Origin of the sequence: Pseudomonas sp. RIT-PI-r (assembly GCF_001297015.1) — a bacterium.
Classification (GTDB): domain Bacteria; phylum Pseudomonadota; class Gammaproteobacteria; order Pseudomonadales; family Pseudomonadaceae; genus Aquipseudomonas.
The window spans coordinates 45,158-68,207 of the sequence record NZ_LIGE01000024.1 but is presented as its reverse complement, the minus strand read 5'-3'; the positions used below and the strand labels follow the sequence as shown (position 1 = coordinate 68,207).

Below are 23,050 nucleotides of genomic sequence, written 5' to 3'. Positions count from 1 at the left end.
TCCTCTGGATGAACCCCTCAACCGTGGGGATAAAGCCTGGGTGACCTGACCGGCCCGGAGCAGGACAGCAGATCGTCTGTTGAGTAGGAACGAGGACGGTGAAAAGAAATTTACTGAGGAGGGATCAATGGGCGTCCCATTGTTTGATGCGCACCCGGCAATGTTTCATGGCATTGACGATGTGCTTTTCCACCAGCGCTTTGGAAATGCCCAGGCTTGCGGCGATTTCGTTGTGGGACAGGCCTTCGATCTTGCGCAGCAGAAAGCTTTCGCGGCACAGCGGCGATAATTCGGCCAGCGCGCGCTGGAGCATCTCCAGGCGTTGACCGTGATCGAGGGTGCCATGGGGCGACGGGCTGAAATAGCGCTCTTCGTTGTCGAGCACTTCCAGCGATTCGACCTGGCGCGAGGCATTGCGACGATGGTCGTCGATGACCAGATTCAATGCCGTTCGATAAAGAAACGCCCGGGGCTGCTCGATCGGCGTGTCGCTGGAGCGCTCGAGTACGCGTAAATAGGCGTCATGCACCACATCCTCGGCAACCTGGCGGTTGCCCAGCTTGGCGTTCAGGAAACACACCAGCTCGCGATAGTAGTTTTCCAACATGACTCCCGGCCGCAGCAGTGCGGTTTCGATCCTTGAGCCACACCCGCCACCGTCAAAACGACAGTGGCACGATGCTGGCAATTTCAGATGCGTAATTTATAGTAATTCTCATATAGATTTAAAGCGCTGTTTCGATTTGCCCGACAAATTGTTAGCTTCTATACCTGTTACCGCGTTTTTCAGCACTTAAATTACCCAACGCGTCCCTCGTTTAAAAAACAGTTCCCCGTATCTGTCGCCTCCTGCGCCAGCGTTCGGTCTTGGCCCGTGTGTGGTGCCGGCTGGATGACGGGTCGATTTCCACTGGCCGGAACCCTGCATGAAACGTCCCCGCCCCGCCCGACGCGCCCTGCTCGTAGCCCTTTGTCTGATTCCCGTTGTCGCCGTAGCCGCCTGGCAGATATTGCCCCCTGGCCGGGACAAGTTCGCCACCGTGCAAGTCAGTCGCGGCGACATTGAAAGCAGCGTCACCGCGCTGGGCACGTTGCAGCCACGGCGCTACGTGGATGTCGGTGCGCAGGCTTCCGGGCAGATCCGCAAAATCCACGTGGAAGTCGGCGACGTGGTCAAGCAAGGACAATTGCTGGTCGAGATCGATCCATCGACGCAAAAGGCCAAACTCGACGCCAGCCAGTTCTCCATCGAGAACCTCAAGGCGCAGTTGCAAGAACAACAGTCGCAGCACGAATTGGCGCGACAGAAGTACCAACGCCAGCAGAACCTCGCGGCCGGTGGCGCCACCCGCGAAGAAGACGTGCAGACCGCGCGCGCCGAACTCAAGGCCACCCAGGCGCGGATCGATATGTTCCGTGCGCAGATCCGTCAGGCCGAGGCCAGTCTGCGCAGTGACCAGGCCGAACTCGGTTACACGCGCATCTATGCGCCGATGGAAGGCACGGTGGTTGCACTCGATGCCCGCGAAGGCCAGACCCTCAATGCCCAGCAACAGACGCCGCTGATTCTGCGTATCGCCAAACTGTCGCCAATGACGGTCTGGGCTGAGGTCTCCGAGGCGGACATCGGCCATGTCAAACCGGGCATGACCGCGTACTTCACCACGCTCAGCGGTGGTAATCGGCGCTGGAGCAGCACCGTACGACAAATTCTGCCGGTGCCCCCCAAACCGCTGGATCAAACCAGTCAGGGCGGCGGCAGCCCGGCCAGTTCGAGTAAAAGCGGCAGCGCGCGCGTGGTGCTGTACACCGTGCTGCTGGACGTCGATAACGCCGACAACGCCTTGATGGCAGAGATGACCACGCAAGTGTTCTTCGTTGCCGACCAGGCAAAAAACGTTCTCACGGCACCGGTCGCTGCCCTGCAAGGCAGCGCGGTGGCCAATCGGCAGACCGCGCAGGTCATCGCCGCCAATGGCCAGATTCAGTCCCGCGAAGTACGCACCGGCATCAGCGACCGTCTCAAAGTGCAGATTATCGAGGGCTTGAACGAAGGCGATCACTTGCTGATCGGCCCGGCCGACGGCAGCGGAGGTTGAATGCAAACGCCTCTGATCGACCTGCAGGACATCCGCAAATCCTACGGCGGCGGTGACGCTCCCGAAGTTCACGTGTTGCGCGGCATCGACCTGTCGATTCACGCCGGCGAGTTCGTGGCGATTGTCGGCGCGTCCGGTTCCGGTAAATCGACACTGATGAACATTCTCGGCTGCCTCGACCGGCCGACGTCCGGCGAATACCGCTTCGCCGGGGAAAACGTCGCCGGCCTCGACAGCGATGAACTGGCCTGGCTGCGGCGCGAAGCCTTCGGTTTCGTGTTCCAGGGCTATCACCTGATTCCGTCCGGCTCGGCCCAGGAGAACGTCGAGATGCCGGCCATCTACGCCGGCACACCCGCCGCCGAACGCCATGCGCGCGCCGCCGCCCTGCTCGACCGTCTCGGCCTGGCCGCGCGCACCGGCAACCGCCCCCATCAGCTGTCCGGCGGCCAGCAACAACGCGTGTCGATTGCTCGCGCACTGATGAATGGCGGTCACATCATTCTGGCCGACGAACCGACCGGCGCCCTCGACAGCCACAGCGGCAAAGAAGTCATGGCGCTGCTCGATGAACTGGCGAGCCAGGGCCACGTGGTCATTCTCATCACCCACGACCGCGAAGTGGCGGCGCGGGCCAAGCGCATTATCGAAATCAGCGATGGCTTGATCATCAGCGATAGCGCCAGAAACAACCCCGACGCCCAGCACAGTGCCAATCCCGGCGCCCTGCAAGCGGTGGATCTGCGCAAGCGCTTGAGCGAAGGCGCCGAAGCTACCGGCGCCTGGAAAGGTGAACTGGTCGATGCCCTGCACGCCGCTTGGCGAGTGATGTGGATCAACCGCTTCCGCACCGCGCTGACCCTGCTCGGCATCATCATCGGCGTCGCCTCGGTGGTGGTGATGCTCGCCGTCGGCGAGGGCAGCAAGCGTCAGGTCATGGCGCAAATGGGCGCGTTCGGCTCGAACATCATTTATCTCAGCGGCTCGGCGCCCAACCCGCGAACGCCACCGGGCATCATCACCCTCGACGATGTGCACGCTCTGGCGAGCCTGCCGCAAGTGCAGCGGATCATGCCGGTCAATGGCGCCGAAGCCGGCGTGCGCTTCGGCAATGCCGATCACCTCAGTTACGTCGGCGGCAATGACACCAATTTCCCGGCGATCTTCAACTGGCCGGTGGTACAGGGCAGTTACTTCACTGAGGCCGACGAACAGAACGCAGCCGCCGTTGCGGTGATCGGGCACAAGGTGCGGACCAAACTCCTCAAGGACATACCCAATCCGATCGGCCAGTACATCCTGATCGAGAACGTACCGTTTCAGGTGGTCGGGGTGCTCGCGGAAAAAGGTGCCAGCTCCGGCGACTCCGACAGCGACAACCGCATCGCCGTGCCCTACTCCGCTGCCAGCGTCAGGCTGTTCGGCACGCGCAATCCCGAGTACGTGGCCATCGCTGCCGCCGACGCACGCAAGGTCAAGGACACCGAACATGCCATCGAACAATTGATGTTGAACCTGCACAACGGCAAAAAGGATTTCGAACTGACCAACAACGCCGCGATGATCCAGGCCGAAGCGCGCACACAAAACACCCTGTCGCTGATGCTCGGCTCGATTGCGGCGATCTCGTTGCTGGTCGGCGGCATCGGCGTGATGAACATCATGCTCATGACCGTCCGCGAACGCACCCGCGAGATCGGTATCCGCATGGCCACCGGCGCCCGTCAGCGCGACATCCTGCGCCAGTTTCTCACTGAAGCGGTGATGCTCTCGGTGGTCGGCGGCATCGCCGGCATCGCCCTGGCGCTGATCATTGGCGGCGTGCTGATTCTCAGTGAGGTCGCGGTAGCGTTCTCGTTGATGGCGGTACTCGGCGCTTTTGGTTGCGCCCTGGTCACCGGTGTTGTCTTCGGCTTCATGCCGGCCCGCAAAGCTGCCCGACTCGACCCGGTCACGGCCCTTACCAGTGAATGATCGCTCTATGAAACCGCGCCTCAGCCTGTTGACCGCCTGCCTGATACTCAGCGCTTGCGGCAGTTCCGCACAACGTCCGGACAGCGGCATTGTCCCGCCTGTTGCGTGGCAATCGCCACACGACACCCGCGCCGAACGCGACACCCTGCGCTGGTGGACGCGCTTCGCCAGCCCGCAGCTCAATCAACTGATCGAACAGGCTCAGGTCGGCAGTTATGATCTGGCCGCAGCCATCGCTCGCGTGCGTCAGGCGCGCGCTGCCACCGTCATTGCCAGTGGCTCGCAATTGCCGGAAATACAAGGCACCGGCAACGCCAATCGGCAGAAGCTGTTGCGTGGCGAAGGTTACCGTCAACTGGATGCCGACAGCAGCAACAAGGCTGTGGACTACTTCGATGTCGGCCTCAACGCCAGTTACGAAATCGACTTCTGGGGCGGCAAGCGCGCATCGCGCGACAGTGCACAGTTCAGCCTGCAAGCCAGCGAGTTCGATCGCGCCACCGTCGAATTGACCTTGCTCAGCGGCGTCGCCAACAGTTACACCCAGGTGCTGTCGCTGCAGGAGCAGAGTCGCATTGCCGAGCTGAACCTGGCCAATGCGCAAAGCGTTCTGCAACTGGTGCAGACGCGCTACAACGCCGGCTCGGCCACCGCGCTGGAGCTGGCCCAGCAGAAAAGCCTGGTGGCCGCACAACAACGCCAACTGCCGACCGTCCGGCAACAAGCCCAAGATGCGCGAATCGCGCTGGCGGCGCTGCTCGGGCGTCCAGTGCAAGACCTGCCGACCGGTCATGAGTCCTTCGATCAATTGCAATGGCCGCAGATTGCTGCCGGCCTGCCCAGCGAACTGCTGACCCGCCGCCCGGACATTGCCCGCGCCGAGGCGCAACTGGCGGCAGCCCAGGCGGACGTCACCGTGGCTCGCGCGGCGATGCTGCCAAAAATCACCCTGAGCGCGAGCATCGGCTCCGGCGCCAATCAGGCGGGTGACCTGTGGCGCAGTCCGTTCTATAACCTCACCGGCGGGCTGATCGCACCGATCTTCAACAATGGCCGTTTGGGCGCCGAACGCGACAAAGCCACGGCTCGTCAGCAGGAGCTGCTGGAAACCTATCGAGGCGCGATCATCAACGGTTTCGCCGACGTCGAAAAAGCCCTCAACAGCATCCGCGGCCTCGATGAACAACGGCAGTGGCAGAGCGAAGAGCTGAACCAGGCGCAAACCGCCTTCAACATCGCCCAGAGCCGCTATCAGGCCGGCGCCGAGGACTTGCTGACCGTATTGGAAACCCAGCGCACGCTGTATGCGGCGCAGGACCAGAACGTGCAACTGCGGCTGTCGCGAATGCAGGCGAGCATTGCCTTGTACAAGGCCTTGGGCGGCGGGTGGCAGGCACTGTAATCGCGCAGCCCGGCCAAGCGCTTTCGCGAGCAGGCTCGCTCCCACAAGAGAGCGCATTTCAACTGGTGGGATGCGGCCAACCTGTGGGAGCGAGCCTGCTCGCGAAGAAGTTGACGCGGTAATCAGGCCTGAGTCTGTTTGGCCTTCAGATTGCGCGCATACCACGGTCGTTGCGGCACGCGGCGGAACAGCCCGGCGAGTTTTTCCTCGTCGTTGAGGAAGGTGATGCGCAGCGCCAGCTTCATGGTTTCCGGGTCCATCTCCACGGTCTTGCCCGCCTGCAACCCCGGCGTGGTGCTGCAACCATGGGTGACCGGACCCAGCCAGGGGTCATCGACTTCGTTCCAGCGTCCCGGTGCAAACCACTGCACACCATTGACCACCTTGCGCGTGACCTCCCCCGGATGGAAACGCTCGTGAGCGCGAAACCAGTCTTCAATACGATCATCGATCCAGCCATGGAAGTGCCAGAACGACGGGTTGACGTGGGATGAAAACGGGTCGCCAAGGAAGTCATTTTCCGGGCCATACCAACGTGCAGCGAAGTCGGCAGGATCACGCGCAAAAGGCACGGGCTGACCGTTGGACGGATCGCGCGGCACAGACGCCCAGCGCATGTGCAGCCAGTCGTGCAGGCCCAATTCAACCTCGGAACCGAACTGACCGAGGGTGAGTCTAGCCAGGTACACCGGATCACGGTATTGCGACTCCCAGACCTGGAAGTTGCTTTCGTAGGTCTCGGCCGTCTTGAGATCGCTGACCCACTTGCTGTATTCATCATCACCGTCGGCCAGCCACGGAGGCGGCAGCGCCGTGCCGTCATGATTGTCGAAGTAACGGGCGAAACCCGGGCGATCACGGATCAATTCCGGCTGTGGCAGCGGAAAGTATTGCCACGATGGCAGGTCCTGCATCGAGCGCGCCGTGCCGAGCATGTGCCGGTGCATAAAGAAGAAATCGACGCCGGAACCATTGCGGTCCTTGCGCGGCCCACGAGCATCGCGCTCCTTGTCGCGCGGCCCCGGTTGCCAGCCGATGCCGCGCAAGGCTTCGCGCTTGTCCTCTGGCAAGGTGTGCCACTTGTCCCGCGTCGCATGCCACAACTGGTGGAACAGCCGGTGCTCGGGGGAAATCAGCCAGGCCAGCAGCGTCGGATTCAGTGGCGTACGTTCACGCGCTTCGGGAAACAGTCGCTTGACCGCTACGAAGCCGTTGTCCTGTGCGGGCAAGGCCAGAGGGCGATCCAGGCGCAAGGCTTTACCGCTGAGGGTGCCTTTGCCGGCGTTGCCGAAATCGGCCCAGACCTCGTCGAGGATCATCTCCAGCTCATAGTTGATCTGGCCTTGCGCACCGATCAGCCGCCAGGTCAACTTCGCGGCGTCGGCACCGGCGAGATCGCCAAGAATTCGGTAACGAGGTGTTTCACCGGAGCGCAAACGCTCCGGGGTATCAAGAAAACCACAGACGCCACGGCCTTTCTGGCCGATGTCGAGGAACACTTGCAGGCCCTTGGCCGGAAGCCCTTCAAGGCCTGCGTCACGGCCTTCGAAGCGAATATCCCAGACGCCCCGCAAGGCACTGGCCAAGCGTTGTCCGGCGAGGTCGGCGACGTCGAAAGACGCTTCACCCGGAGTGATCGTCGGATCCGGCTTCGTCCATTCACGATGCCCAAACCAAGCCGCAGGCACCGCAGCGCCAGTCAGCGCCAGACCTGCCATGAACCATCGTCGAGAAATCTTCATTGCCCTACCTGTGTCAGCCATGAAGCAGGCTTTATCCAAGCTAGAACGTTTGTTGCGCGGGTAAATTTATGTGGGTTTGAAAAGATCGCAGCCTTCGGCAGTTCCTACATCGAATGTATATCCCTGCAGGAGCTGCCGAAGGCTGCGATCTTTTAACCTGGCAAGCTAAATTCCACGGCCATCCACTCGTTCTTCCCAGATAGCAAAGGCTTTGCGCCTGCACCTCGATGGCGAACCCGACTGAGATGGCAATGACAAAACCACGTTCGAAAAAGGCTCTATTCATCGGCCTGCCCTTAGCCCTGGCGATCAGTGCCGGTGCAGGCTTTGCCGCCTGGCATCACTGGTTCAAGGACGACCTTGGCTATGACGCCAAGGTTGTGAAACAGGCAGATGAACTGCACGAACGCATGCTCTCCTTCGACAGCCATGTCAGCCTGATGCAGAACTTCGGCACCGACGGTCACGAGGCCGACAAGGATGGCTCCGGCCAGTTCGACCTGGCCAAGGCCAGTCGCGGTCGTTTATCTGGCGCGGCGCTGACCATTTTCGGCTGGCCGGAAATGTGGAACGGCCCCGATGCCCCGCACAAACCTACCGCGGGCTTCATTGATGAAGCACGCAACCAGCAAGAGATCCGCTACAAGATCATTTCCGGCATGGTGCGCGACTTCCCCAATCAGGTCGCAATCGCCTACACCCCGGACGATATGCGCCGCCTGCACGGAGAAGGCAAGTTCGCGATTTTCATCAGCATGCTTAACGCCTATCCACTGGGCCATGACTTGAATCTGCTGGACCTGTGGACGGCGCGTGGCATGCGCATGTTCGGTTTCAGCTATATCGGCAACAACGACTGGGCGGACTCATCGCGCCCGTTGCCATTTCTCAATGATTCTCCGGACGCCCTCGATGGCCTCTCCGATCTGGGCAAGCAGGCGGTCAAGCGCCTCAATGATCTGGGCGTAATCATCGACGTATCACAAATGTCGACCAAAGCCCTCGAACAAGTCGCACAGCTGAGCCGTACGCCACTGATTGCCTCGCACTCGGCGCCGCGCGCGATGGTCGACATCCCACGCAACCTCAGCGACAAAGAGATGCAGTTGATCAAGAACAGCGGCGGTGTAGTGCAAATCGTCGCGTTCTCCCAGTACCTGCGGCCGCTGACCCAGAAGACCCAGGATCGCCTCAACGAACTGCGCAAGGAATTCGACCTGCCGCCCCTGCCAAACCTGGCGATGGCGCTGATGCCGGGCGACCCGATCATTGCGGCCTGGTCCGAAACGAAATTCGGCCTGTACGCCAGCCGTCTGTATGCGATCCTCGAAGACGAACCGAAGGCCAGCCTCAAGGATTTCGGCGACGCCATCGAATACGCCGTGCGCAAGATCGGCATCGACCATGTCGGCATCAGCTCCGACTTCAATGAGGGCGGCGGCGTCAAAGGTTTCGAGAACGTCGGCGAGATCCGCAATGTCACCGCTGAACTGCTGTCGCGCGGTTACTCCGAAGCCGACATCGGCAAACTCTGGGGCGGCAACTTCCTGCGCGTCTGGGATCAGGTCGAAAAAGCCGAGAAACCGGCGCTGGCCAACGCGCAGGGAACGACGCAGCCATGAGCAATCGTCGTGATTTTCTGAAACAGGCCGGACTGCTCGCCGCTGCGCTGCCACTGGGTGCCAGCCTGCCGAACATCGCCAGCGCTGCCGCCCCGGCTGCGCCCGCTGCGCCAATGCCGCGCAGCAAGTGGACGCAGTTGCAGCAACTGTTCAATCAGGATCCGGACTACCTGCACTTTTCCAACTTCCTGATCACCTCGCACCCGAAACCGGTGCGCGAAGCGATCGAACGGCATCGCGCCGCCCTCGACAAAAATCCCGGCCTGGCCATGGATTGGGACCTCGGCGTGATCGAGCAGCGCGAGGAAAACGTCCGCGTCTGGGCCGGCCAATACCTGCAGGTAAACGCTAAACAGATCGCCCTGACCGGCAGCACCACTGAAGGTCTGACGATGATTTACGGCGGTGTGCATGTGCGCCCCGATCAGGAAATCCTCACCACCGCCCACGAACACTACGCCACCCACACCATCCTCGCCTTGCGCAAGGAACGTGAAGGCACGCAGGTGCGCAAGATCCGTCTGTTCAAGGATCCGCAGACCGCGACCAAAGCCGAAATCCTCGCCGCCATCGACACGGCCATCCGCCCGGAAACCCGTGTGCTGGGCATGTGCTGGGTGCATTCGGGCAGCGGTGTGAAGCTGCCGATCGGTGACATCGGCGCCATCGTCGACAAACACAACCGTGGCCGCAGCGATGCCGACCGGATCATTTATGTGGTCGACGGCGTGCACGGCTTCGGCGTCGACAACCTGAGCTTCGCGCAGATGAACTGCGATTTCTTCATTGCCGGCACCCACAAGTGGATGTTTGGCCCGCGCGGCACCGGCATCGTCTGCAGCCGTTTCGAGGAGGTCAAATACGTGACGCCGATCACCCCGACCTTCTCCGAGGCCACCGCGTTTTCCACCACCATGACGCCCGGTGGCTACCACTCTTTCGAGTATCGCTGGGCGCTGGACGAAGCCTTCAAGCTGCATCTGCAATTGGGCAAGGCCGAGGTCGAAGCGCGCATCCACGCGCTCAACAGCTACCTGAAGAAACGCCTGCTGGAACACCCGCAAATCGAACTCGTCACGCCGCTGAGCACGCAACTGTCGGCCGGTTTTACCTTCTTTCGGGTCAAGGGCCAGGACTGCGACAAAGTCGCCGCGTACCTGATGCAAAACCGGGTGGTCGCCGACGCCGTGAACCGCGACGTGGGCCCGGTGATTCGTACTGCACCGGGCCTGCTCAACGACGAAGCGCAAATCGATCGCTTGATGGCGCTATTGGCCAAACAGCTGTAGGCGCCCCGCTCCCACGTTTCCTTTCAACCTGTTATCGAGAGTCATGATGAACAGTAGTGAACCGCGTAATTTTTCCTTGAAGGCCTTACCCGCACTGGGCCTCGCCGCGTTGCTCGGTTGTGCCTTGCCGGGGCTGGCGCAAGCGGCCGAACCGCTCAAACCGGGCAAAGTCTTCAAGGACTGCAAGGACTGCCCGGAAATGGTCGTGCTGCCCACCGGCACCTTCACCATGGGCACCCCGGAGGACGAAGTCGGCCGCGAGCCGGACGAAGGTCCGATGCACCCGGTGACCTTTGCCCAACCCTTGGCCATCAGTCGTTTCCAGGTGCTCAAAGGGCAATGGGACGCCTACCTCGCCGACACCGGCTATCAGATGCCCGACGGCGACAAACGCCCGGGCCGCGCGTGCAAGGCCGGTATTCCCGACTACGCGGGCAGCGATCCGAAAAAGCAGTACACCGACAAGCATCCGGCGGTGTGCATGGACTTTCCCGAGGCCGAGGCCTATGTAGCCTGGCTGTCGAAGAAAACCGGTAAATCGTATCGACTGGTCAGCGAATCGCTGCGTGAATACGCCGCCCGTGCCGGCAGCGCCGGACCTTTCCCGTTCCCCTTCGATGAAGGCAAGGAATACAGCATCGCCAAACACGCCAATACCTATGGCGCCGCCGACGGCTACAACTTCACCGCGCCGGCGGGCAAGTTTCCGGCGAACGCCTTCGGCGTCTACGACATGCACGGCAACATCTATGAATGGACCGCCGACTGCTACAACGAAAACTATGTCGGCGCGCCGAGTGACGGCAGTGCCTGGCTGACCGGTGACTGCAAGATCCGCCGCATCCGCGGCAACGACTGGGGTGAAGCACCGGTGTTCTCGCGCTCGGGTAATCGCAACGCCACCTACAGCGATACGCGCGGCGACTGGATCGGTTTTCGCGTCGCGCGCGATCTCTAAGGACAGCGGTAACGACAGCCGCCATGGCGGCGCGGGCCGCTCGCTCGTCGCTTCAGCCTCGATAAACCCGTGGTCGGCTAAATCGCCGCCCACGGGTTTCGTCTTTTAACCAGCCCAATCCTTGAAACGATGCCGTTAGCGGCACTAGAAGCGGAAACCTCCATGACCACAAAATCGCGCGGAGCCATCAGTGAAGTCCTCGGCCTGCTCAAGCCTTACCGGGTCGTCGTGGCGCTGTCGATCCTGCTCGGCATGCTTGGTGGCGTCAGCGTCACCGCACTGCTGGCGACCATCAACAAAGCCCTGAACGGCAGCGGCGTTCCGTCAGCGACAGTGCTGCTGACGTTTGCCGGCCTCTGCGCGTTTGCCTTGTTGACTTCGATTCTGTCGGACATCGGCACCAACCATGTTGGCCAGCACATCATCGCCGGCCTGCGCAAATCACTCGGCGAAAAAGTCCTGCTGGCACCTATCGAGCAGATCGAACGGTTTCGCAGTCATCGCCTGATTCCGGTGCTGACCCATGACGTCGACACCGTGAGTGATTTCGCGTTTTCCTTTGCGCCGCTGGCGATCGCTTTCACCGTCACCCTCGGTTGCCTGAGTTACCTAGCCTACCTGTCCCTGCCGATGTTTGCCCTGCTGTTGATCGCGATCGTGATCGGCACCGTCGTGCAATACATTGCCCGGGCCAAAGGCATCAAAGGTTTCGAAGCGGCGCGAGAAGCCGAGGACGAACTGCAAAAGCACTACAGCGCGATCGCCGCGGGTGCCAAGGAATTGCGTATTCATCGCCCGCGCCGCCAACGCATGTTCAGCCAGCGCATCGAGGGCACGGCGGATTACATCTGTAACACACACATCCGTTCGATCAACACGTTCGTGGTGGCGAAAACCTTTGGCTCGATGCTGTTTTTCGTGGTGATCGGTCTGGCCCTCGCGCTGCAATCGTTCTGGCTCGGTACCGACAAAGCCGTGCTCAGCGGTTTCGTGCTGGTGCTGCTGTACATGAAAGGCCCACTGGAATATCTGGTCACCACGTTGCCGGTGGTCAGTCGCGCGAACATTGCCTTCAAACGCATTGCCGAACTGGCCGAGCAGTTTTCCTCGCCGGAACCGCACTTGCTCCTGCGCGAGTCGACGCCCGCGAGCAAGACCGCAGTGCAACAGTTGCAAATGCACAACGTGCACTACGCCTTCCCGCCGGTTCAGGGCAGCGCAGCGTTTGAGCTGGGTCCGGTCAATCTGAACATCGCGCAGGGTGACATCGTGTTCATCGTCGGCGAGAACGGCGGCGGCAAAACCACCCTGATCAAATTGTTGCTGGGCCTGTATGCGCCGCAACGCGGGGAAGTCCTGCTCAATGGCCAGGTGGTCGATGCCCAGGCGCGCGATGACTATCGCCAACTGTTCACCACGATCTTCGCCGACTACTACCTGTTCGATGAACTGGTACAGGGCGACAAACAAGTGCCGGCCGACACCAGCCGCTATCTGGAACGCCTGGAGATTGCGCACAAGGTGAGCATCAATGACGGTGTTTTCAGTACCACCGATCTGTCCACCGGCCAGCGCAAACGCCTGGCGCTGATCAACGCCTGGCTGGAAGAGCGTCCGGTGCTGGTGTTCGACGAATGGGCTGCCGATCAGGACCCGGCCTTCCGGCGCATCTTCTACACCGAGCTGCTGCCGGAGCTGAAACAGATGGGCAAGACCATCATCGTGATCTCCCACGACGACCGCTACTTCGACGTCGCCGATCAACTGGTGAGGATGGAGGGAGGCCGAGTGGTCACCCACAAAAAGCCCCTCGAGACTGCTTGATCGATTGCACCTTTGCAGCCGGCCGGACGCCCGTCCTGCCGGCCTTCAATCCGAATGTCTATCGCCGTGGACCCGACTGTCGGCAACGCCGTCAGCGCTCACGGTGCTGCCAACCACGAGAGCCCGATGAACGACTTACTCGATGATGAGGTACTGGCGCTGCTGATGGCAGATGCCGGCGAGCAATCCCAAGGCATCATTGCCCGTCCCCACCCGGCCCCGGCCCCCCTCTCCTTCGCGCAACAGCGACTGTGGTTCGTACAACAGCTGACACCTGACAGTGCCGCCTACAACTTGCCACGCGCCGTGCGCCTCAGCGGTGCCTTGCAAGCACAGCATCTGGAAATGGCGCTGAATAAAGTCATCGAACGCCACGATGTCCTGCGCAGTGCGATCGTCGAGATCGACGGGGTAGCCATGCAGGTGGTCGATGCACACGCAACGCTGCAGTTGGGCTTCGATGATCTGCGTGGGCTGAGCGCTGAAGCGCGCGAACAGCAGATTGACCTGCGCACTGCCGAAGAGGCCGCCAAGCCCTTCGACCTGAAGCAGGCGCCGCTGATGCGCGCCACATTGCTGCAGGTGGCCGACACGGAACACTTGCTGCTGCTCAACATGCACCATATCGCCTCGGACGCCTGGTCCAACGCGATTCTGATGCAGGACCTGACCCGCGCCTACGCGCAAGCGGCAATGGGCATGAGCGCGCCACTGCCGCGCCCGGCCATCCAGTACGCCGACTATGCCGACTGGCAGCGTGGCGACTATCTGCACAGCCCGGCCTGCAAGACCAGCGCCGAATACTGGCAGAATTATCTGGGCCGGACGTTGCCGCCGCTGGATCTGCCGGTGGACTTTGCGCGCAACGACCAGCACAGCCATGCGGCCGGCAAACACGACTTCAGCCTGCCCGCCACCTTGGCGCAAGCACTCAATCGCTTCTGCCAGCAGCACGGTTTGACTCCCTTTGTGGTCGCGTTGGGTGCCTGGCAATTGCTCCTTAGCCGCTACAGTGGCCAGGACGATTTCACCGTCGGCGTGCCCAATGCCACACGCAACCGCAGTGAAATTCAGGATCTGGTCGGATTCTTTGTCAGCACCCAGGTCTATCGCGTGCGGATTGACCCGCAGTTGGCTTGCAAGGACTTTCTGCTACGTCTGCGCCGCGAATCGCTGGCCGCGCTCGACCATGCCGACTATCCGCTGGAGTTGAGCTTCGACGACCTGCAACTGCAAAGCAGTCAGCAGATCAATCCGTTGTTCCAGGTGCTGTTCAACTGGCGCACGGACGGCGGCGCCTCGGTGCCGCTGAATCTGGGCGAATTGACCCTGGACTTTGTCGATGCCGGCAGCGGCCAGGCGAAATTCGACCTGTCGCTGGACGTCAGTTATTCCCTGAACCGCATCGATGCCAACATCGAATTCAGCCGCGACCTGTACCGCCCCGCCACCATCGAGCGGTTGGCCGGGCATTGGCAGAATCTGTTGCGCGCCATCACCGCAAATCCCGATATTGCCCTGAGCGAACTGCCGCTGCTGAGCGACACCGAGTGCCGTCAGCAACGCGAACAATGGAACCCAGCCGTTGCGCCATTGCCGAGCGCAGGCGTGCATCAGCTCTTTGAACGCCAGGCACTGGCCACGCCGCATGCCCTCGCGCTGATTTGCGATGACGTGCGCCTGAGCTATGCCCAACTCAACTCGGCAGCCAATGGCCTGGCGCAGACCCTGCTCGGCTACGGCGTGGGCCCGGAAGTGCGGGTGGGCATCGCGGTCGAGCGTTCGGCGCGGATGATCGTCAGCCTGCTGGCGGTGCTCAAGGCCGGCGGCGTGTACGTGCCTCTCGACCCCGAATACCCGCAGGAACGCCTGACCTGGATGATCGAAGACAGCGGCTTGAGCGTGCTGCTCAGCCAGCGCTCTTTGCTCCAGCGCCTGCCTTCGGTCGACGCGGTGAGCGTACTGTGCGTCGATGAACTCGACCTCGCCGACAGCGCGCACTGTGACAATCCGCCCTGCCGTACCCATGGCCATAACCTGGCGTATGTGATGTTCACCTCAGGTTCCACCGGCCGACCAAAAGGTGTGGGGATTACCCAGGCGGCTTTGACCCGACACGCGCAAGTCGCCCTGCAATTCCTCGGCCTGACACCCGCCGATCGTTCGCTGCAATTTGCCACGTTCAACTTCGATGCCTTCGTCGAACAGCTCTACCCGGCGCTGATCTGCGGCGCGTCGGTGGTACTGCGCGGGCCGGACATCTGGGACAGCGAAACCTGGTACCGGCAGTTGCTCGACAAGCAATTCACGGTCAGCGACCTGACCACCACGTACTGGAACATGCTGGCGAGGGATTTTGCCGCTGCCGGTGTCCGTGACTACGGCCCGCTGCGCCAGGTGATCGTGGGCGGCGAAGCCATGCCACCGGAAGGCGTGGCGGCGTGGGGCAAGGCGGGACTTGGCCATGTGCGCCTGCTCAACACCTATGGCCCTACGGAAACCACGGTCAGTGCCACGGTGCTCGATTGCACGGATTACGTCACCGGGCAAATGCCACTGCCGAAAACCATGCCGATCGGCCGTCCCTTGGCTGGACGCGCCATTTATCTGCTGGACAGCGGTGGTCAACCAGTCCCGGTGGGCGTCGTCGGCGAGCTGGTGATTGCTGGCGATCTATTGGCCCGTGGCTATTTCCAGCGCCCGGAACTGACCGCCGAACGCTTCATGCCTGATCCGTTCAGCACGCAGGGCGGGCGCCTGTACCGCACAGGTGATCTGGCACGTTATCGCGCCGATGGCGTCATCGAATATGTCGGCCGACTCGATCATCAAGTGAAGATTCGCGGCTTCCGTATCGAACTCGGTGAAATCGAATCCTGCCTGCTGCAAATCCCGGCTGTTCGCGAAGCCCTGGTCCTTGCTCGCGAAGGATTGGCCGGGATGCAGTTGATCGGTTATGTCGTGCCGAGCGCCAGTGATTTGTCGAGTGAGCAGCACGATCAACTGCGCGCAGCCCTCAAGGCTGAACTGAAAAGCCGTCTGCCCGGCTACATGGTGCCGAGCCATCTGCTGGTGCTGGAAGCCATGCCCGTCAGCCCGACAGGCAAACTTGATCGCAAGGCGTTGCCGCTGCCTGACATCAGTCAATCGGAGACCCGCTTCAAGGCCCCGGAAACTGCATTGGAGCAAGCGCTGGCCGAACTCTGGCAGGAAACCCTGCACGTTGACCGGGTCGGCCTCGACGACAACTTCTTCGAACTGGGCGGGCATTCGATTCTGGCCATCCAGTTTATTGCCGCACTCAATGCGCGCCTGGGGATCAAACTCGCTTTGCAGCAAATGCTCGCCCACGCCACCGTCGAAACCCTTGCGCAATTCATTGCCACGCAACATCAGCAGCAAGCCCAGTGCGTGGTGGAGCTCTCGGCCTCGGCCACCAGCGCCCCGCCGCTGTTCTGCCTGCATCCCAGCGGCGGCATCGTGTTCTGCTACCAACCGTTGGCCAAACGCCTGAGCAAACACGCGCGCACTTTCGGCGTGATGCACACAGGCTTCGCCGATAAACACGCCCACGCCCAGACCTGGGCGCAGATGATCGCCGACTACACCCGGCAGATTATCGACAAGCAGGCGGACGGCCCGTATCGCTTGATGGGCTGGTCGCTCGGCGGCTCCATCGCCATGGACATTGCTGCGGAACTGGAGCGTCAGGGACGTAACGTAAGCTTCCTCGGTCTGGTCGATACCACCTTGCCGGACAGCCTGTTGCCGGCCGATCTGCCGCGCAAACCACTGGAAGAAGAAAATCCCGAGTACTTCAGCGCACAGAATGAGCTGGCGACGGCTGTGGAAATGTTCAGTCTGATGTTCGCTCATCTGCACGAAGCGGCGGCACGCTTCCTCGCCGAGAATCCGCAGACCGATCTGAAGGCTTTCTACCAGTGGGCCAGCCAACAGGCTGCCACCAGCGAACAGGAAATGGTGGCGACACTGGACGCCATCAAACAGGAAATCATGAATGCCCAGGCGTTCGAGATCCATGATCGGCTGGTGAAATCCTACGACGCCTTCACGCTGCCAACGCTAAAGGTCGAGGCCAGTTGCTGGTGGTCGCTGTCGCACAAGACTTTGGAACAGGTGTTGCACTCGGAACAGGTGCTGCGTGAACACACCGTCAGCGGACGACTGCAAGGCTCGGTGCATTCAACCCTGCCCCACCGCAGCATGATTTACGGTGAGTCGTTGCTGGAGTCCTTCGAATCGGTGTTCCTGACGTGCGAGGCGGCACTGAAAAACTGATTTTCATCCTGACAAACAAAAACGCAGAAGCGCTGGCTTCTGCGTTTTTTTTGCGTGACTTGACGCATAACCTGCGGGATTCAGCTGCAGACGGTATGCAAAAAAAAACGGCCCACGCCCTCTGTAGAGGAGCGTGGGCCGCTTCGGTGGAGGGCCTTCAGTGCATCAGAACTGAGGGGTCCACTTCACGGAGAACATCACGTTACGCGGATCACCGAAGTTGTTGTTGCCGTCGAGCTGGTTGTAACCGGCCGCAATGTACTTCTTGTCGAACAGGTTGTTGGCGTTCATCGCCAGGCCGACCTCAGGTGTCAGCTGGTAGCCGACGCGGGCGTTCCATACGGTGTAACCCGCAACATCGTAGGTGCCTTCGTAACCCAGCGTATGGCTCTGGGTCACGAAGCCCAGGCCGGTGCTGACGCGATTCCACTCACCCGGCAACTGGTAGTTGGCCCACATGCGCAGCATGTGTTTTGGCGTCCAGGTGCTGAACACGCGACCTTCGTTGCTAGGATCTTTGATGTACTTGGTGGTGTTGTAGGTGTAGCCGGCAAACAGTTGCAGGTCTTGCACCACTTCGCCGCTGATCTCGGCGTCGATACCCTGGCTGCGCACTTTGCCCGAAGCGGTCGAGCAGTACGAACCATCGCACTCGAAACCACCGGCAATGTCGTTGATCGCACGGTTTTCCTGGTCGTAGCGGAAGAGTGCCAACGAGGTGTTGACCCGGCCGTCCATCAACTCGCCCTTGAGACCGATTTCGTAGTTGCTGCCGATAACCGGTTTGAGCACGGTGCCGTTGACATCGCGGTTGGTCTGCGGCTGGAACACGTCGGTGTAGCTGGCATAAACCGCCCACTCGCGGCTCAGGTCATAGACGATACCAGCGTAAGGCGTGACTTCCCCGGTTTCAGTCGCGGTACTTGGGTCGTTCTTGGTGATGCCGCCGAAGGAAGATTGCGCCTTGGATTTGTAGCTGAAGTCATACCAGCTGACACGGGAGCCCAGCACCAGGGTCAGATCGTCGACCGGTTTGACACGCCAGGTGCCGTACACACCTTTCTGACGAACGTCATACTTGCTCAGCGTGCCACGACCGTTGGCAGCGATCAGGCTGTCATAGCTGATGTCGGTACGGTCCTTGTTCAGGTTGAAGATCGTGTCGCTGCTGTTGCTGAAAGTACGGGCGAGCTGGTCGTCCGTTTCGAGCTGGGAAAAGTTACCGCCCAACATCACTTCCTGCTGCATCGACAGGGCTTCGAACTTGCCATTCAGGTTCATGTCGATGCCGACCTTGGTGGAGTCGAAATCGGTCAGGAAGTTAGCGTACTGCACGCCGCTGCCATCCGCTTCCAGACCATCGCCGGCACTTTGCACGCGCTGGTTCTTCGCCTTGTTGCTCTCGGTCATGCGCACGGCACCGACCTTGAATGCCCAGTCTTCGTTGAAGCGATGTTCAAGATCGGCGTACAGCGTGGTGACGTCGATGTCCGAACTGTTCCAGCGCGCGCCGGTGTAGGTGGAGCGTGAGACGTCCGGCATCTTGCCGTCAGCATATCGCGGCAGACCACGGATCATCGGACGCGAATCACCGTCGGAACGGCTGACGGCCAGGCCCAGGGTGGTGTCTTCGCTCAGGTCGAAGTCCAGCGAGCCGTACAGCGACAGGGTGCGACTCCATTCAGAGTCGATGAAAGAATTGCTCTGGTCCTGATCGGCTACCAGACGACCACGGATGGTGCCGGCCTGGTTCAGCGGGCCGCCTGCGTCGACTTGCAGACCGTAGTGATCCCACGAGCCAGCCTTGCCGGTCACGCTTACAGTCGGTGCCGCCTGACCGCGCTTGCGCACCAGGTTGATTGCGCCACCCGGGCTGCCAGTGCCTTGCAGCAACCCGGAGGCACCGCGCAGGATTTCCAGGCGGTCGAAAAAGACCAGATCCTGGGTCGCCCAGTTACCCAGCGAATAGGTGTTACGCGGGATCGGCACGCCGTCGTACTGCCAGTCGTCGATCTGGAAACCGCGCGAGGAAATGATCAAACCCTTGCCGACCCCCTGCAGACCCACGACACCAGTGGTCTGGTTGAGCGCGTCCTTGAGGTCAACCAGGTCCTGGTCGTCCATTTGCTTGCGGGTCATCACCGTGACCGACTGCGGAATTTCCTTGAGGGTGTGGGTGCCCTTGCCGATGGTGACGGCGTTGGAGGTGTACGAGTTGCTACCTTCGGTGGTCGCACCGACCTGTTGCGCGCTGATGTTGGTCGCGCCCAGTTCCAGGCCCTGGGTGTTGCTGCCACGTACCAGCATCAGCGTGTTGCCTTCGATGCTGTAGCGCACCCCAGTGCCTCTGAGCAATTCGGCGATGGCCGCCTGCGGGCTCATCTTGCCACTGACCGCGTGGCTTCTGAGCCCGGTCATGTCGTCAGCGTTATAGATCACTTGCTGGTTGGTCTGTTGGCCGAAGGCTTGCAGCGCTTGCGGCAACGATTGCGCCGCAATGTTGATGCTGACGTCTTCCGCCATCACCTGGGCGCTGATTGGCAACACACAGACCAGCCCCAGACCGGTCAGCACCCGACGCGAACGAAGGCCGCGGGACATGACGAGTGCCTTGAACAGAGGTTTCAACTCATGAATTGCTGACATCGTGCTCTCTATTATTGGTAAAAGTGAAAGTCCATTGGGCCGACGGGCCCGCCGCTGCCTGCACTCGAGAACCGCACACTGTCGATGGCCCCTTGGGCAACATGACAGTGCGTGGCCGACCGGCCCCTCCCCGGGCACGATCATCTGGCGAAACAACGGCGAAATTTTTTCTGCTGAACAGATCCGGTGCGAGGCTGCCCTGCCAACCGACTTTGTCCACATACCTTAGTAAGACGCAGCACCTCCAGAAAACCGGAATGAGTTTATTTATCATTAGCGCAAAAATTTAAAAAAAAGGCCGACGCTGTTGGGCGACGGCCTTGTGTTTCTTGCTATTTCAGCTTGTCTGCGCAGCCTTGGCGGCTTGCAGCTGCCGCGCTTGTTCAGCCAGTCGAGCCTTTTCCTCGGGGCTCATTGCATCCATGCGCAGACGCACCTGAGCCATTTTTTCCAACTGCCCCGGCGTGCTTTCGACCGCCCGCAACGCCAGCGCCAACGACGCCACGGTCGGATGATCGAAGACCAGCCCGGGATGCACTTCGCATTGCAGCAACTTGCGAATACCGGCCACCAGTTTGATCACCAGCAACGAATGGCCACCGGCGGCAAAGAAGTCACGGTCTATGCCCAGACGCTCCAGCCCCAGCAGTTGCGCCATGCGCCCAGCGAGCAATTGCTCCAACGCATCGCGCGGCGCCTCACCTTCGTCATTGGCGGCAGTGCCGGCCAACTGTTGCAGCGCTTTACGATCAATCTTGCCATTGGCCAAACGCGGAAACCGTTCGATCAGTTGCAAATGCTGCGGCACCATCACGGCGGGCAAGCGCGTGCTCAACTCGGCACGAGCGCTGTCAAGCAGCCCCGCCGGAGCGCCTTGCTGCGCCACGATAAATGCCAACAGGCCTTGCTCGGCCGACGCCGCAGGCAGCACCAGCGCTTCGGCAACCGCTGGCAAGCGCAGCAGCTCGGCTTCGATTTCCGCCAGCTCGATACGGAACCCGCGCACCTTGACCTGCTGATCACGTCGACCCTGCAGCTGGATTGCACCATCGGCGCGGTAACAGGCCAGGTCGCCGCTGCGATACAAACGCTGCGCAGGATCGAACGGGCTCTGAATGAACGTCTGCGCATCGGCCTCGGCGTTCAAATAGCCACGGCATATTTGCGCCCCGCCCAGATACAACTCACCCAGCACACCCACCGGCGCCAGCCGCAGGTCAGCGTCCAGCACAAACACCTGGTTGTTGCCGAGCACCTGGCTCAACGCCGAACAATCGCCGCCCGAGCCGTCAAGGGTCAGCGGATGAATCATCACGCCGACCGTGGCTTCAGTCGGGCCGTAATGGTTGAACACCCGGCAATCACTGCGCAGCCGCACAATGCGCTCGATCAGCGTCGGCGCAATCGGCTCGCCGCCCAGCACCAGCGTGTGCGGCAAGGTTGCCTGCTCATTGTCGAGCAGCGCGGCAAGGTGCGAGGGGACGATTTTCAGGCCGTCGATCTGACGCTGCTGCAGGTACTCGGCGAACAACGCGCCGTCCTGCATTTGCGCATCGCTGGCGACATGCAGCGTTGCACCATTGAACAACGCACCGAACAACGTGGTGTTGCCCAGATCTGCCGCGACGGTGGAACTGAAGCCGATGTTTTTGCACTGCTCCAGGCCCAGCGCCTGACTGGCCTGCGCGACATAATTGAGCAAGTGCCGATGCTCGATCACCACGCCTTTTGGCACACCGGTAGAGCCGGAGGTAAACAGCACATAAGCGATATCGCTACCCTCGGTCGACAGCCGCGGCAATACCGCGTGCGACGTGCCGAGGTCGGCCAGGGTCAGCGCGGTGTGCGGCTGATCCTGCCAGGCCGTCACGTGCGCTGCATCGGTCAACAACAGCGCTGCGTTGGCCTGTTCCAGCATCAACGCCTGACGCGCCTGTGGCCATTGCACATCCAGCGGCAGATACGCCGCGCCGATGCGCCAGCTCGCCAACATCGCGATGACCAGGTCCGCCGAGCGAGGCAGCGCCAGCGCGACGATCGAGCCTTTGCCCACGCCTTTGTTGCTCAGGCCCTGAGCCACGGTTTCTGCACGATCCAGCAACTGGCCATAGCTCAATTGCTGCTCAGCATCGGTCAAGGCGATTGCGTCTGGCGTATACGTCGCCAAGTCAGCCATACGCTGTGGCAGGTAACGGGTGTCGACCAGCGCCCGCGGCGGCGGGTTGATCGCCAGCAGGCGCTGTTCGGCGGCGTGACTGAGCAGATTGAGTTGGCCAAGCGCTGTGTGCGGCGCCTCGACAATCGCGCTCAACAGTGCGCCGAACTGATCCCGTACGGCCTCGGCTGCCGCTGGCGAATAGCGCGAAGCGGCGTACTGCAGACCAGCGCCGGCAAGACGCTGGTTTTCGTCCAGCTGCACCTGCAACAACAACTCGAAAGTATCCGGTTGCACCTGTACGGCTTCAGCCCGGGTCCAGCGCAAACCGCTGCTGTTGGTGGCAACGCCGATCTGGCCAAGGCTGAAGCCGTAAGCCGGGCGCGCGGCGTCGGGCGCCAGTTCCGGCGTCCAGTATTCCTGCCAGGTACGATGTTCTTCGACACGCGCGGCCAACTGTCCCAGCCAGTCACTGAAGCGCGCGCTGCCAGGCAATTCCAGCGACAGCGGCAAGGTTTTCTCGAACACCCCAACGGCGTTGGCGAAATACTCGTAGTCGCCACGGCTGTCATGGCGCAGACCGACCAGCGCTTGATCGAGACCGCTCAAACGCCCGAGCAACAGCCACCACGCGCCTTGCAGCAACGTCGCCACAGGCTGACCGAGCTGCTCGGCCAGCGCTTGCAGAGCATCACGCTGCGCCGACTGCAGATTCAGCGCTACGCACGTATCGGCAGCACTCGCTTCGAGGCTGGCGCTGCGAGCGGCCAGCCAAGGCGTTGCGATGTCCGTCTGCACACCTTGCAGGTGTTGCTGCCAGTACGCTCGAGCGGTGGCGGCATCTTCATCGAGCACCACTTCGCTGCGCCATTCCAGATACTGGGCGAATTCCCCCGACTCCTCGTCTTCGGTTGGCTGAACCCCGGCGTACGCCTGTTGCACTTGTTGCAGCACAAGGTTCAACGATGGCGCGTCGGCGCTGTAGCGAGCAATGCCCAGCACCAGTTGCCATTGCTGTGACGCCAGTCGATAAAGCACCG

General features: G+C 61.3%; 12 protein-coding genes (1 of these 12 only partly in view). 8 read left to right on the top strand and 4 right to left on the bottom strand.

Annotation, left to right across the window (positions count from 1 at the left end):
- Positions 1–124 precede the first annotated feature (124 nt).
- Entirely contained in the window at positions 125–607 is a 483-nt protein-coding gene (locus AK821_RS11900; protein ID WP_064389816.1) for a sigma-70 family RNA polymerase sigma factor, read from the bottom strand.
- A 319-nt stretch (positions 608–926) separates the two neighbouring features.
- Between AK821_RS11900 and AK821_RS11895 the strand changes: the two genes are divergently transcribed.
- Genes AK821_RS11895 through AK821_RS11885 form a run of 3 tightly spaced genes read left to right on the top strand, consistent with a single transcriptional unit; the run spans position 927 to position 5,475 of the window.
- Positions 927–2,099, top strand: coding sequence for an efflux RND transporter periplasmic adaptor subunit (locus AK821_RS11895; RefSeq protein WP_064389815.1), 1,173 nt, complete (start codon positions 927–929; stop codon positions 2,097–2,099).
- Positions 2,100–4,073 carry a MacB family efflux pump subunit gene (locus tag AK821_RS11890; protein WP_064389814.1) on the top strand — a complete coding sequence of 658 codons (1,974 nt, stop codon included), beginning with the start codon at positions 2,100–2,102 and terminating at the stop codon, positions 4,071–4,073. It abuts the gene before it with no gap.
- 7 nt (positions 4,074–4,080) lie between these two features.
- Complete coding sequence (locus AK821_RS11885; protein ID WP_064389813.1) at positions 4,081–5,475, top strand: efflux transporter outer membrane subunit; 1,395 nt, start codon at positions 4,081–4,083, stop codon at positions 5,473–5,475.
- 122 nt (positions 5,476–5,597) lie between these two features.
- On the opposite strand, the gene pvdP is transcribed toward AK821_RS11885, so the two are convergent.
- The gene (gene pvdP, locus AK821_RS11880; RefSeq protein ID WP_064389812.1) at positions 5,598–7,217 is read right to left on the bottom strand and encodes a pyoverdine maturation tyrosinase PvdP; all 1,620 of its coding nucleotides are present in this window, start codon (positions 7,215–7,217) and stop codon (positions 5,598–5,600) included.
- A 251-nt stretch (positions 7,218–7,468) separates the two neighbouring features.
- Here pvdP and pvdM point away from each other — a divergent pair, with 251 nt between their 5' ends.
- The 5 genes from pvdM to AK821_RS11855 all read left to right on the top strand — a co-directional run bounded on the left by pvdM (position 7,469) and on the right by AK821_RS11855 (position 17,209).
- Positions 7,469–8,839, top strand: a complete 1,371-nt coding sequence (gene pvdM, locus AK821_RS11875) for a pyoverdine-tailoring dipeptidase-like protein PvdM (protein WP_064389811.1) — start codon at positions 7,469–7,471, stop codon at positions 8,837–8,839.
- Positions 8,836–10,128 carry a pyoverdine-tailoring periplasmic protein PvdN gene (pvdN, locus tag AK821_RS11870; protein WP_064389810.1) on the top strand — a complete coding sequence of 431 codons (1,293 nt, stop codon included), beginning with the start codon at positions 8,836–8,838 and terminating at the stop codon, positions 10,126–10,128. The genes pvdM and pvdN overlap by 4 nt, the downstream gene beginning before the upstream one ends.
- Positions 10,129–10,174: 46 nt before the next feature.
- Positions 10,175–11,086: a dihydropyoverdine dehydrogenase gene (pvdO, locus tag AK821_RS11865; protein WP_064389809.1), complete on the top strand. Its 912-nt coding sequence runs from the start codon at positions 10,175–10,177 to the stop codon at positions 11,084–11,086.
- Positions 11,087–11,248: 162 nt separating this feature from the next.
- Positions 11,249–12,910, top strand: a complete 1,662-nt coding sequence (locus AK821_RS11860; RefSeq protein ID WP_064389808.1) for a cyclic peptide export ABC transporter — start codon at positions 11,249–11,251, stop codon at positions 12,908–12,910.
- 54 nt (positions 12,911–12,964) lie between these two features.
- Positions 12,965–17,209, top strand: a complete 4,245-nt coding sequence (locus AK821_RS11855; protein WP_442965588.1) for an amino acid adenylation domain-containing protein — start codon at positions 12,965–12,967, stop codon at positions 17,207–17,209.
- Between the two features lie 165 nt (positions 17,210–17,374).
- Here the strand turns inward: AK821_RS11855 and AK821_RS11850 are convergent, their stop codons facing one another.
- Positions 17,375–19,855: a TonB-dependent siderophore receptor gene (locus tag AK821_RS11850; RefSeq protein WP_064389807.1), complete on the bottom strand. Its 2,481-nt coding sequence runs from the start codon at positions 19,853–19,855 to the stop codon at positions 17,375–17,377.
- A gap of 337 nt (positions 19,856–20,192) precedes the next feature.
- A protein-coding gene (locus tag AK821_RS11845) for a non-ribosomal peptide synthetase (protein ID WP_064389806.1) crosses the window boundary here: on the bottom strand, positions 20,193–23,050 show its 3' portion. It continues 373 nt past the right edge of the window; the window shows 2,858 of its 3,231 coding nt (coding positions 374–3,231); the start codon falls outside the window, past its right edge; it ends in the stop codon at positions 20,193–20,195.

What these genes read in the sequence shown, in the direction of transcription:
- AK821_RS11860 (WP_064389808.1), top strand. Translation starts at nt 11,249, where the DNA reads ATGACCACAAAATCGCGCGGAGCCATCAGTGAAGTCCTCGGCCTGCTC.
- AK821_RS11850 (WP_064389807.1), bottom strand. Translation starts at nt 19,855, where the DNA reads ATGTCAGCAATTCATGAGTTGAAACCTCTGTTCAAGGCACTCGTCATG.
- pvdM (WP_064389811.1), top strand. Translation starts at nt 7,469, where the DNA reads ATGACAAAACCACGTTCGAAAAAGGCTCTATTCATCGGCCTGCCCTTA.
- AK821_RS11885 (WP_064389813.1), top strand. Translation starts at nt 4,081, where the DNA reads ATGAAACCGCGCCTCAGCCTGTTGACCGCCTGCCTGATACTCAGCGCT.
- pvdP (WP_064389812.1), bottom strand. Translation starts at nt 7,217, where the DNA reads ATGAAGATTTCTCGACGATGGTTCATGGCAGGTCTGGCGCTGACTGGC.
- pvdO (WP_064389809.1), top strand. Translation starts at nt 10,175, where the DNA reads ATGAACAGTAGTGAACCGCGTAATTTTTCCTTGAAGGCCTTACCCGCA.
- AK821_RS11895 (WP_064389815.1), top strand. Translation starts at nt 927, where the DNA reads ATGAAACGTCCCCGCCCCGCCCGACGCGCCCTGCTCGTAGCCCTTTGT.
- AK821_RS11890 (WP_064389814.1), top strand. Translation starts at nt 2,100, where the DNA reads ATGCAAACGCCTCTGATCGACCTGCAGGACATCCGCAAATCCTACGGC.
- pvdN (WP_064389810.1), top strand. Translation starts at nt 8,836, where the DNA reads ATGAGCAATCGTCGTGATTTTCTGAAACAGGCCGGACTGCTCGCCGCT.
- AK821_RS11900 (WP_064389816.1), bottom strand. Translation starts at nt 607, where the DNA reads ATGTTGGAAAACTACTATCGCGAGCTGGTGTGTTTCCTGAACGCCAAG.
- AK821_RS11855 (WP_442965588.1), top strand. Translation starts at nt 12,965, where the DNA reads ATGTCTATCGCCGTGGACCCGACTGTCGGCAACGCCGTCAGCGCTCAC.